The organism is Chitinophaga rhizosphaerae (assembly GCF_003958645.1).
Lineage (GTDB): Bacteria > Bacteroidota > Bacteroidia > Chitinophagales > Chitinophagaceae > Chitinophaga > Chitinophaga rhizosphaerae.
Genome location: NZ_RXLO01000004.1, coordinates 126,261 through 138,646, shown reverse-complemented (window position 1 = coordinate 138,646; position 12,386 = coordinate 126,261). Strand labels below are relative to the sequence as shown.

At 54.8% G+C, this 12,386-nt stretch carries 9 protein-coding genes and 1 tRNA gene; 5 read left to right on the top strand and 5 right to left on the bottom strand.

The genetic code is table 11. The features are described 5' to 3' along the window. Positions 1-22: 22 nt before the first annotated feature. The 3 genes from EJ361_RS11100 to EJ361_RS11090 form a co-directional block, all read right to left on the bottom strand. Entirely contained in the window at positions 23-505 is a 483-nt protein-coding gene (locus EJ361_RS11100; RefSeq protein WP_126245688.1) for an RDD family protein, read from the bottom strand. 166 nt (positions 506-671) lie between these two features. Then, positions 672-743: transfer RNA gene (locus EJ361_RS11095), tRNA-Arg, on the bottom strand. A gap of 54 nt (positions 744-797) precedes the next feature. Next, a complete protein-coding gene (locus EJ361_RS11090) occupies positions 798-1,367 on the bottom strand; it encodes a MarC family protein (protein WP_126245687.1) in 570 nt (189 codons plus the stop codon). A 108-nt stretch (positions 1,368-1,475) separates the two neighbouring features. On the opposite strand from EJ361_RS11090, the gene EJ361_RS11085 reads away from it, so the two are divergent. The 3 genes from EJ361_RS11085 to phnY all read left to right on the top strand — a co-directional run bounded on the left by EJ361_RS11085 (position 1,476) and on the right by phnY (position 4,854). Then, positions 1,476-2,060 carry a helix-turn-helix domain-containing protein gene (locus EJ361_RS11085; protein ID WP_126245686.1) on the top strand — a complete coding sequence of 195 codons (585 nt, stop codon included), beginning with the start codon at positions 1,476-1,478 and terminating at the stop codon, positions 2,058-2,060. Positions 2,061-2,158: 98 nt separating this feature from the next. Next, a complete protein-coding gene (gene phnA / locus EJ361_RS11080) occupies positions 2,159-3,403 on the top strand; it encodes a phosphonoacetate hydrolase (RefSeq protein WP_126245685.1) in 1,245 nt (414 codons plus the stop codon). 8 nt (positions 3,404-3,411) lie between these two features. Further along, a complete protein-coding gene (gene phnY, locus EJ361_RS11075; protein ID WP_126245684.1) occupies positions 3,412-4,854 on the top strand; it encodes a phosphonoacetaldehyde dehydrogenase in 1,443 nt (480 codons plus the stop codon). 127 nt (positions 4,855-4,981) lie between these two features. Here the strand turns inward: phnY and EJ361_RS11070 are convergent, their stop codons facing one another. Continuing rightward, positions 4,982-6,088 (bottom strand): 2-aminoethylphosphonate--pyruvate transaminase, encoded by a 1,107-nt coding sequence (locus tag EJ361_RS11070; protein WP_126245683.1) that lies wholly within the window; start codon positions 6,086-6,088, stop codon positions 4,982-4,984. Further along, positions 6,085-7,416: a DUF5690 family protein gene (locus tag EJ361_RS11065; RefSeq protein WP_205686993.1), complete on the bottom strand. Its 1,332-nt coding sequence runs from the start codon at positions 7,414-7,416 to the stop codon at positions 6,085-6,087. The genes EJ361_RS11070 and EJ361_RS11065 overlap by 4 nt, the downstream gene beginning before the upstream one ends. A 309-nt stretch (positions 7,417-7,725) precedes the next feature. Between EJ361_RS11065 and EJ361_RS11060 the strand changes: the two genes are divergently transcribed. Then, positions 7,726-10,851 carry a SusC/RagA family TonB-linked outer membrane protein gene (locus tag EJ361_RS11060; protein WP_126245682.1) on the top strand — a complete coding sequence of 1,042 codons (3,126 nt, stop codon included), beginning with the start codon at positions 7,726-7,728 and terminating at the stop codon, positions 10,849-10,851. 19 nt (positions 10,852-10,870) lie between these two features. After that, positions 10,871-12,379, top strand: coding sequence for a SusD/RagB family nutrient-binding outer membrane lipoprotein (locus EJ361_RS11055; RefSeq protein WP_126245681.1), 1,509 nt, complete (start codon positions 10,871-10,873; stop codon positions 12,377-12,379). Positions 12,380-12,386: the final 7 nt, after the last annotated feature.

Sequence of the window (12,386 nt, the reverse complement as noted above, 5' to 3'; positions counted from 1 at the left end):
GGGATTATTTATTTGCTTCGGATCAGTTGTTGGATTCGTTGCGACCGGTGCTCCGTTTTTCATCGATAACGAGCGTATTCGACCATTTGTCGTGCCATGGATAGCTGGGGCTGCCGAACGCGCTCAGCACTTCGAAGGGGATCAGCCGGATAAGGCCGCGTTTGAAGGCTGAAGCGAGTTTGACCGGGGAGCCGTCTTCTTGCACGGCGCGGGTGCCGGTAATCGCTTTGCCGAGGGTTTTACCTTTTGAAAGTCCTTCTGTCAGGCCGTAGTAAGTACCGTAAATGGCGAACGATAGGATGAGTTCCAGTGCTTTTGAACTGGCAGTTTCCTCATATTCCAGCGCTTCGGCGCCAAAGATCAGGGCGATAACGATGCCCAGCGAAAACATGATGAGGTAAAAAACGATCAGATCGATGATGTAATTGGCAAATCGTTTGCCAGTGGAGGCTTCGGTTAATACGACTTCTTCGTCGAGTATGTTTTCTTCAGTTTGGGTATACATGGGTATAGGAATTTAGGTTTAAAACTAATGATTTTGGCTCAAAAGCATCCGGGACTTTCGGGGCTGAAAAGGGGAAGGAGCGGGAAAGGGCCACGAAGTTGACAGCGCCGGGCAATAAAAAAACCCGCAAACGCTTTATTGTAGCTGGTTTGCGGGTTTTTACCGGTAGCCTCGACAGGAATCGAACCTGTATCTGGAGCTTCGGAAACTCTTATACTATCCATTGTACTACGAGGCCGGGCCTTTTGAAGGAATGCAAATGTAATGGAAAAATGAATATTTAGGAAGAATTTTATAAAGTGCCGATGTTGCTTTTGAAAATACGGACCGCAATGGCCAGCAATATCACCCCGAAAAACTTTCGGAGCACCATCAGGCCTGCCTTTCCGAGGATGCGCTCGATGTAGCTCAGCGACCGGAGCACGATGTAGATGATCAGCAGGTTCAGGACGATGCCCGCCAGAATGTTGTAATCCCCGAAATCGGCTTTCAGGGACATGATGGTGGTGAGGGTGCCCGAGCCCGCGATGAGGGGGAACGCAATGGGGACGAGGCTCCCGGTCTTGGTGTCCTGATCGCTTTTGAAGAATTCAATTCCCAGGATCATTTCCAGGCCGATGATGAAGATCACGATGGAACCGGCCACGGCGAACGATTGGAGGTCTACGCTCATCAGGTTCAAAAACGCCTTTCCACCCAGTAAAAACGCCACCATCAATATGCCGGAAGCCAGCGTGGCCTTCACCGCGTTGATTTCCCCGATCTTTTCCTTCAGCGACAGCAAAACCGGGATAGATCCCAGGATATCGATCACGGCGAACAGGGTAAAACTTACGGTAACGATCTGGTCGATACTGAACATATGAGGAAATTTTAGCAAAAGTAAGGTTTTCTATCCCCCGAATATGCCTTAAAATAGCTAATTTGGCGGGAATATCAGCGAATTTCATCCAGGTAAAACGAACACACGATGCAGGAAGACATCATCATTCAGATCAGCAATAAAATCAAGGAAAAGCGGAAGGCGAAAGGCATTACGGTGCAGGAACTGGCCAATAAGGCAGACGTGAGCAAAGGTCTCATTTCCCAGATCGAGAACAACCGCACCGTTCCTTCCCTGCTCGTGCTTGTCAATATCATCCGGGCCCTCAACCTGGACATGAACGAGTTTTTCAACGACATCAACCAGCAAAAACAGGCGGCCAAGGTCCTCATCATCAAAAAAGACCAATACCAGCATTTCGAAAAGGAAAACGCGAAAGGATTCCTCTATAAAAGGGTACTCACCCGCAACATCAAAGGCGGCCCTACAGACGTTGTGCTCCTCGAACTGAAGCCCGGCGCCCGCCGCAACCAGATCGTAAAAACGGATGCCTACGAATACAAATACGTCATCTCGGGCACCGTGGAATACCTCATCAACAACGAAAAATATATCCTCGAAGCCGGAGATTCCATCTTCTTCGACGGCCGCCTCGGCCATAAACCTTCCAATGTGGGCGACGATACCGCCCTGCTCCTGGTTATTTATTTCTTCCAGGAAGGGGAAAAATAATTTCCCCAGGGGAAAACTTTCATAAAAAATTAACAGGCGACTTGTGTAAAAATGTTTACTTTTACTATTCAAAAGTTAGCATTTATAAACTAAGTCATATGTCAATTTCCACCAGATCTTTCACCGTAAACGGCAAAACCTACACACCTCCGGCGCAACCGGTAGTTGTAATCTGCCTCGACGGCTCCGCCGATGAATATCTCGACATCACGCTGGCGCACGACCGTATGCCCAACCTGAAAAAAATGACCCTTTCGGGCTACCGGGGCATGGTCCGCGGCGCATTGCCTTCGTTCACCAACGTCAACAACTCCTCCATCGTAACGGGCGTAACACCGGCCGTACATGGCATTTGCGGGAATTTCTTCTATGACACCGATCGCAAGGAGGAAGTGATGATGAACTCCGCGGAATACCTCCGCTCCGAGACCATCCTCGCCGCCGCCGCCAACGCTGGCCGCAAGGTAGCCGTGGTTACCGCCAAGGAAAAACTCCGCGACATCCTCAGCCACAAAATGACCGGCATCGCGTTTTCCGCCGAAAAAGCCAACCAGGCCCAGGAAGCCACCCACGGCATCGGCAACGTCGAAACCGTGCTTGGCCTCCCTACCCCCGCGATCTATAGTGCAGACGCCAGCCTCTTTGTGCTCCGCGCCGGTGTTGCCCTCATCGAAAAAGGCCTCGCCGATTTCCTCTACCTCTCTTTGACCGACTACATGCAACATACCTACGCGCCCGAGGATGGCCCCTCGCTGGCGTTCTACGAAGCCATCGATCATGAGCTGGGAAGGCTCCTGGCCGCAGGAGCCGTTATCGGCGCCACGGCAGACCATGGCATGAACGCCAAGCAGAAGGAAGACGGCACACCTAACGTGTTGTACGTGGAAACGATGCTCACCGAAAAATTCGGCCCCGGCTTCCGCGTGATCTGCCCCATCACCGACCCTTACGTGAAACACCACGGCGCCCTTGGCTCCTATGTGGCCGTTCACCTGCCCGAAGGCGTGAGCGAAACGGAAGTGGCCGGCTGGCTGCAGGCACAACCCGGTATCACCGAAGTGCATAATAAAGACATGGCCGTTCATTTGCTGGAACAGCCGGCAGACCGGATCGCAGACCTGGTGGTGCTTTCCGCCCGCGATGTAGTGGTGGGCCGCACCCCCGCGCATCACGACCTCTCCGCGCTCGACTCCGGCCTGCGCTCCCACGGCGGGCGGTACGAAGAAATGGTGCCCCTGCTCATTTCGCACCCGCTGAAAGCCACCTACCGCAGCAAAGCCGGCGGCGACCCCCGCAACTTCGATGTTTTCGATTTTACCGTAAACGGTACCACGCTCAATTAATACCTGTTATGTCAAATACCATTGCACCAGACGCAACTTTGTCGCTCACAGGATACATCGCCGGAGAACCCGTCATTTCCGCACAGAAGCTGGAAGTGCGGAGTCCGTACAACGGCCGTCTCGCCGGAACGGTATCGCTGGCTACCCGGAAAGACACCGAAGCTGCCATCGTAGCCGGACTTTCCGCCAACGTAAAACAAACGCGTTACGAGCGTTTCGCAGTGCTCGATAAGGCACGGCAACTGCTCGAAGAACGTAAAGAGGAATTTGCCCGCCTGATCACTTCCGAAGCAGGGCTCGCGCTCCGCGAGGCACGCTATGAAGTGGGCCGCGCGCGGGATGTGCTGCATTTCGCGGCGCTGGAATCGCTCAAAGACGACGGACAGATCTTCTCCTGCGACATTTCCCCGCAGGGCAAGGCCCGCAAAATATTCACGACCCGTGAGCCGTTGTCGCTCGCGGTGGCCATCACACCCTTTAACCATCCGCTGAACCAGGTGGCGCATAAAATCGCGCCGGCCATCGCCACGGGAACGCCCGTCATCCTGAAGCCTTCCGAGAAAACGCCGCTCACGGCCGTTCGTTTCGTGGAGCTGCTGTACGAAGCAGGATTGCCGCCGGCCATGCTGAGCGTATTGCTCGGGCCTACGGCGGAAGTGGCGGAAGTGCTGGTGACAGACCCGCGCGTGGAGCTCGTGTCGTTCACCGGCAGCGTGGCGGTGGGGAAGATCATCGCCAAACAGGCCGGGTACAAGAAAGTGATCCTCGAACTGGGTGGCAACGATCCGCTGATCATCCTCGAAGATGCCGATATGGACCTCGCCGTCACCCTCGCAGCCGAAGGCGCTTACCGCAACTCCGGTCAACGCTGTACCGCGGTGAAGCGCATCCTCGTGCAGGAAAGTATTCATGATGCGTTCGTGGAAAAACTGATCGAGAAAACAAAGGAATACCTGGCCGGTGATCCCGAACTCCCCGAAACGCGTGTGGGTACGGTGATCGACGAGCCCGCGGCAAAATATCTCGAAGATGTGGTGAACAAAGCCGTGGCCCAGGGTGCGAAAGTGCGCATCGGCGGCCGCAGGACCGGCGCGCTCCTCGAGCCCACCGTCATTACCGACGTTCCCCGCGATGCCCAGATGGTCGTGCAGGAATCTTTCGGTCCGCTGGCGCCCGTCATGAAAGTGAAAAACCTCGAAGACGCCATCGAGCTGGCCAATGGTACGGCTTTCGGGCTGTCGTCCGGTATTGTAACAAAAGACATGGAAAAGGCGCTCCATGCGGTGAAAAACCTCCGGATGGGAACGGTCAACATCAACGAAGTGCCTGGTTACCGGATCGAAAGCTCGCCTTTCGGCGGCATCAAGGATTCCGGTTTGGGCATCAAGGAAGGCGTGATCGAGGCCATGAAATGCTTCACGTACGTCAAAACATTTTCACTGCCCTGGTAACAGGAACCCAGTTATTGTTTGCATGATGGCGGCCGCGGATTACCGTGGCCGTTTTCTTTTTCGGGGGAAGATAGAAAAAGGCGCACCCGGTGATGGGCGCGCCTTCATAGTTGTGTTGAAAAAATAGTTATTTGGAAAGCGTAGCTTCTTTTTGCATGATCTCGCCGATGGCCTGCACGAGCGCGGAAACGTCTTCCGGGAAGATCTGGCCGATGTTGCCGATGCGGAAAGCGTTGGTTTTGCTCAGTTTGCCGGGATAGATGACGAAGTTGCGGTCGCTGAGTGCCTGGTAAAATTCCTCGAAGTGGAAAGAGGGATCGTTAGGATAGAGGAACGATGTGATGATGTGCCCCTGGATTTCCGGGCGCAGGTACTGCACGAAGCCGAGGGCTTCCATCCCCTTGTCGAGCGTTTCCTTGTTTTTGCGGTATCGCGCCTCGCGGGCGGGGATGCCGCCTTCTTCCTCCAGTTCGCGCATCGCCTGGCGGAAAGCCATAATGCTGAGCGTGGGCGGGGTAAAGCGGAATTGTCCGTTTGTTTCGAGGCCGTTCCATTGTTCATACAGATCGAGGCTGAGGCTGCGTGCCTGGCCTTTTGTTTTGAGGAGCGCCGCTTTTTCCGCGATCACGAACGCGAAACCGGGAATGCCTTCGATGCATTTGTTGGAAGAGGAAACGAGGAACTGGATATGGGCCTTGCGGATGTCGATCTCCACGCCGCCGAAGCTGCTCATGGCGTCTACGATAAACGTTTTGCCAAGTTCTGCGCAAATGGCGCCGATGGCTTCGATGGGATTGAAAAGTCCGGTGGTGGTTTCGCTATGGATGCAGGCCAGATGCGTGATATGGGGCGCTTGTTCCAACTGGCGGCGCACGGCGGCGGGGTCTGTTATTTCGTTTTCTTCGAAGCGGAGCACGGTGTGCGGCAGTTTGTGGATCGCGCACATTTTGACGATTCGCTCGCCGTAAGCGCCGTTGCTCAATACCAGCAGGTGGTCGTTTTCGCCGATGGCGCTGCTGATGACACTTTCCACGCCGAAGGTGCCGGAGCCCTGCATCAGCACGGTTTCATACCCTTCTTCTTTCGACACATGGCCCAGTACCGGCAATGCTTCGCGGATCTCTTTCACGGTGGTTACGAAAGCGGCGTCGCGCGAGCCCATATCTTCCATGGCAGCGGCTTTTACGGTGTGCGAAGTGGTGAGCGGGCCGGGTGTGAATAACAGTTTCTTCATAAATGTATTGTAAAGTTGTGCAGGTTCGGCGTAACGGGCGCTTCCGTTTTGCGGAAGAGGTTCCGGATGCCGTGTTTGCGGTTGAAATATACGAAAGCGGTAATTAACAGGGCAAGACAGGCGAAGCAGAGCAGGTAGCTGAACTGCATGAGCACGCGGCTCCAGCGGAGGTCTTTCATAAAAAACTCGCGGTAGAGCAAAAGCCCTACACTGCCGAGGTACCCGATGGCGTCGCAGCCGTACACGAAAAATCCGGCGTTGGCTTTCAGTTTGAACAGCGCGATCAGTCTTTCGAACAGCGCCACCTGGATGGGAATATACGCCAGGAATAACCCTGTGCCGAGCGTCAGCATCCAGCCGTAGGGGCCGATGGCGTGACGGTGGTACAGCAGTGTACTGGCTCCCGTCATGATGATGCCGATCGCGATCAGGCCTTTGGTGGCCCACAATCCACGGATATTGTTGCGGATGAGCGACAGGCAGGATACGCAGGCCACTACGATCACGGTGCTAATGAGCTCCGTTTGCGCCAGGATGCTCCGGCTCCAGTGGTTGCCGCCGATCTCGTTCCATATTTCCACGCTGAAATTGTCGCGGAAATCGCGGAGGGTGGTAAGCAGGCAATATATGAGGAGGATGCAGAGCAGCCCGGGCCAGAAGTTGCGCACGATGTCCGATTTATCGGCCGGGGTCATGGGCGCGCGTTCCGCGCGGAGGAGTTTGTCGGTTTCGCTGGGGGCGGGGATGACGGAGAGCATCCAGATAAAGAGGCAGGTGAGCGGGATAAACAGGAGGCCGATGACGAAAGGCATCCAGAATTCGGTGATCCAGGGGAGCAGTGACTGTATTTCCAGGTAAATGGTTTTGAGGATGCCGGAGGCGGCGATGATGGAAATGCTGAGCCCCATGCCCAGGATCTCCGTGAAGCGACGGCCTTCCAGGAAACTGAAAATCACGCCCCAGACCATTCCCAGCGGGAGGCCGTTCAGGAAAAGGAAGAAGAAATTATAGGGATGGGGAACGAGCGCGAACCCCAGCAACGCGAGCAATGCAAACCCGATCAAACACGCTACCAGCCGGATGCGCTGTTCCGGACGCAATTCTGAAATTATCTTGATGCCAGCGAACTTGGAGACCATATACCCCAATACCTGCGCAATGATCAGCACCGTTTTATATCCCAGCCCGAATAGGGTCAGTCCTTCGTAAAGCCCTGTGTTAAAGGGCTTGCGGAATGCGTACATGCAGAAATACGTGCCGAAAGAGGCAAGGAGGCACCAGGCGATGAAAAATACGCCCGACGGTTGTTGAAGCCTTTTGTGGATCATAGTAACGTGTGTTTAGTATATCCAACCTGTCACCCTCTTAAAGTTTAATATTTGTAAATTATGAAAATTCTTTAAATTCGAGAAAAGTTTCCACGTAGAATTTTTAAAACTAGATCATAATCTACTGTAGCAGGCTGTTATATTGCAATTGAGCGAAGGTCGCGCGTTTGGGTTTTTCCAAGGAGTTTAGTGTGTTAAGGAATTATTATTTTAATATTTCTATACTATTAAATTTAGTGATACTTAACATTTGGTTTATATGTAGTCCCCATTTTTGTATTCGAAAACCGTTTAATCCTTTCCTTTACTATGCATTACATTTTACAACCACTTCTCAGGGTTGCGCTCCTGGCGCTCATCCTCGCGCTGCCATGCATCCCCGCATGGGCGCAAACACTGGTTTCGGGCAAGGTTGCGTCCGAAGACAGCCAGCCCGTTCCCGGCGTCACCGTTAAAGTTAAAGGTGGAAACACCGGCACCGTCACCGACGCCGACGGCAAATTCTCCATCAGCTGCGCTTCCGACGCAGTGCTCCAATTCACTTCCCTCGGTTTTATCCGCCAGGAAGTACCTGTCAACGGGCAATCGTCCATCAACGTCATCCTCGTTACCGACAAAAAATCGCTGGATGAAGTAGTGGTAACCGCCCTGGGCATCAAGAAAGAAAAGAAAGCCGTGGGTTTTTCCGTGCAGGAAGTAAAAGGGGCCGACCTCGTGAAAGCCCGCGAGCCCAATGCCATCAATTCCCTGTCGGGCAAAGTGTCTGGCCTGCTCATCGCCTCCAGCCCCAATCTCTTCGGTAACCCGGACATCCGACTCCGCGGCGTGAAACCCCTCATCGTGGTAGATGGCGTGCCCATCAGCTCCGATTCCTGGAACCTCAGTCCGGACGACATCGAGTCGTATTCCGTGCTCAAAGGCCCCACCGCATCCGCCCTCTACGGCTCCCGCGGACAATTCGGCGCCATCCAGATCACCACCAAGCGCGGCGCCACCGGTACCCGTGTGGAATTCAACACCAGTCACCAACTGCAGGCGGGCTACAACGCCATTCCCAAAACCCAGAACGATTACGGTCCCGGCGATTACGGTAAATACGCGTTCGGCGACGGCAAAGGCGGCGGCATCAACGACGTGGATTATAACCAGTGGGGCCCGAAGTTCAACCAGAAAGATCCGAATACCGCCAGCGGATGGATGGAGCTTCCCCAGTTCGACAGCCCCATCGATCCCGCCACCGGCAAGCCCGTTCCCACGCCCTGGCTCCAGCGCGGACCGGATAACCTGAAGAACTTCCTCCGCAATGGGCTCCTTTCCACGGCCAACGTAGCTTTGTCGTCCCGCAACGAAAAAACGGACCTCCGTATTTCGGCTTCCCACACATATCAGCGCGGCCAGGTGCCCAACACCTATGTCAATATTTCCAACGTGAACGCGGCGGGCGGCATCAACCTGACCGACAAGCTGCGCATCGACGTGAATGTCAACTACAACAAGCAATACACGCCCAACTTTCCCAACGTAGCCTATGGCCCCAACAGCTTTATCTATTACCTGACGCTTTGGGGCGGCGCGGACTTCGATGTGCGCGACCTGAAGAATTACTGGCAGAAAGGGAAAGAAGGCATCCAGCAATACAACTTCGAATATTTCCGCTACAACAACCCCTGGTTTGTGGCGAACGAATGGCTGCGCGGATATTACAAAGACGACGTGTATGGGTTCGTTTCGCTGAACTACAAGCTGGCGAAGGACCTCAACGTGATGGTACGTACCCACATCAACACCAGCAACCTGTACGAAAACAATAAGCTGCCCTATTCCGCCGGCGCTTACGAAGCCAACCTCAAAGGCAAATACCGCGAATGGTGGACGTATAATTTCGAGAACAATACGGACTTCCTCCTGACCTGGGACAAAAAGCTGGGCCGTAAATTCGACCTGTCTACCCACGCCGGTGCCAACCTCCGCACCCTCAATACCCGCAACATTTACGCGGAAACGGCAGACCTGCTCGTGCCTATGTGGTATAATTTCGAAAACACCAGCGAGCCGAAGCGCCCCACTAACTACACCGCTACCAAGCAGGTGGCGAGCGCGTACGCTTCTGCCGACCTGGCGTTCAATAATTATCTGTTCCTTGGCCTTACCGGCCGTGTAGACCGCTCGTCTACCCTGCCGATCAGCAACAACACCTACTTCTATCCTTCAATATCGCTCGGGGCGGTGATTTCGGACATGGTGAAACTCCCGTCTGCGATCAGCTTCCTGAAGCTCCGCGGCTCGTATGCGCGTGTGGGTGGCGATCTGGACATTTACAGCAACGTAGCCAGCTACTCGCTCGGTACCCGTTGGGCCGGTATGCCCTCTGCGTATTATACCGACAAGATTTTCAACAGCCAGATCGAGCCGGCGTTCAGTTCTTCGCTGGAAGCGGGCATCGACATGCGTTTCCTCAAAAACCGCGTGGGCCTCGACGTGGCCTGGTTCCGCAGCCTCGACGGGCCGCAGGTATTCGATAACCCGGTTTCCGAAGCGTCGGGTTACGTGACGAAGAAGCTGAACGGTCTGAAGTACCTCCGCAAAGGCCTCGAGGCGACGCTGACCGCTACGCCGGTGATCGCAGGCGGTTTCCGTTGGGACGTGATGGCCAACTGGTCGACCTACAAACCTTATCTGAAAGAAATCTACGGCAACCAGACCAAGCTGAAATACATCAAGGTGGGTGAGCGTTCAGATGCGTATTACGTGACCGATTTCCAACGCTCGCCCGACGGGAAGATCGTGTATGGAACAGACGGATTGCCGATTTCCGACAACATCCCGAAGAAGATCGGATATTTCACGCCTGATTGGTTCGGCGGCTTGACGAACACTTTCACTTACGGCAACTGGCGGTTTACGTTCATGGTGGACGGAAGGTTCGGTGGAAAGACGCTGAACTATGTGAACCAGAAACTCTGGCAGGGCGGCCGCCACCCGGACGCCGCGCCCCCGGAGCGCATCAAGGATGCGCTGCGCGACGGCAACGACAATACCATTCCCCATTGGACGGGCGACGGCGTCATCGTTACCAGCGGCGAACTGAAGCGCGATGGCGACGGGAACGTGATTTCAGACACGCGGAAATTTGCACCGAACACTTATAAAACCACGTACCAGGACTGGGCTTACCGGCTCATGGGCGCTGAAGTTTCGAACGTGATCGACCAAAGCTTCCTGAAACTCCGCGACGTGACGCTCACTTACAACCTTCCCGCCAAAACCCTCCAGCACACGTTCTTCAAATCCGCGAACGTTTCCCTGGTAGGCCGCAACCTGCTGTACATCACCAAACACAAGAATATCGACCTGGACCAGTTCGTGGACGGTGCCAACGGCCTGCAAACGCCTTCAGTGAAAAGCTACGGCGTGAACCTCAACTTTACTTTCTGATCCGATCAAAACCTTCAGCATGAAAACGATTTCCAAAATCCTCATATCCGCTGCGCTCATCGCCGGCCTCGGCGCCTGCAAGAAATTCGATGATCTGCAGGACAATCCGAACAAACCCTCCCAGTCGCCGCCAGACCTCATCCTGACCGGCATCCTCATCGATCTGCGCGAAAGCCCCTGGGACCAGTCGCAGCGCGAAAACCAGTTCTGGGTATCCAACTTCGATTATTACGCCCGCCAGAATTATAACTGGGGCGCGGCTTCCACGCGGTTCGGCGTGCTGCGCAACATTCAGAAAATGGAAGAAGAAGCCAACCGGCTGGGCGGAGACGAGAACAAGCCTTACCTCATCATCGCGAAGCTCCTGAAAGCCTGGTGCTATTACGATATGACGATGAAGTTCGGCGACGTGCCCATGAGCGAGGCCATGAAATCCGGCGAAGACAATTTCACACCGAAGTACGACGCGCAAAAAGCCGTGTTCCGCCAATGCCTCGCGCTGCTGGAAACGGCCAACTCGGAAATGCATGCCTATATCACCAGCGCCAGGCGCGGCAATTTCAAGGGCGATTTCATGATGGGCGGAAAGCCGGAACGCTGGCAGAAACTCATCAATAGCGCCCGCCTCCGTGTACTGATCACGCTCAGCAAACATGCCGACGATGCCGACCTGAAGGTGAAAGCCACCTTCGCCGCCATCCTGTCTGACCTGGCGAAAAACCCCATCATGACTGGCAACGGCGATAACTACGAGGTCGTGTACAACGGCAGCATCCAGGAGAACCGCTATCCCACGGGCCCCTACAACAGCGGCTTCGACCGTGGCCGCAACAACATGGGCGCTACTTACCTTGATACCCTTACCGCCTACCGCGATCCCCGTACGTTCGTAGTGGCGGAACCGGTAGACACGGCCAAGGATAACAACATCCCCGGGTTCGAGACCCGTTTCTCCTCCTACAAGGGCGGCCGCACGGGCGACCGGATCAGCGATCTGGCCGCGCAAAACTCCGCCAAGGTACTGTCTTACGGCAATACAGTGCGCTACTGGCAATCCGGCAGCGGCGAGCCTTGCATCCAGCTGGGTTACCCTGAAACCTGCTTCACCATCGCAGAAGCGATCGTTCGCGGATGGGTGCCGGGCGATGCGGGCAGTTGGTACAAAAAAGGTATCGAAGCTTCCTTCGCGTTCTACGGGCTGGACGCCAACACGTTAAACACCTGGTACGCAGCCACGGCCAAGGCGCAGTTCAAAGGCAATAACAACGAAGGGTTGAAGCAGATCCTCATCCAGAAATACCTCGCCTTCTTCATGAACTCCGGCCGCCAGGCGTATTATCAGTACCGCCGTACCGGTATTCCGGCGTTCGATATCGGGCCTAGCAATGCCAATGGCGGGCGCATCCCCAAGCGCTGGCTCTATCCGCAGGCGGAATACCAAACCAATAACGAACAGGTGAAAGCCGCGCTGCAACGGCAGTTCGGCGGTACAGACGATATCAACGGCGAAATGTGGTTGATCAAGTAAACAGTGA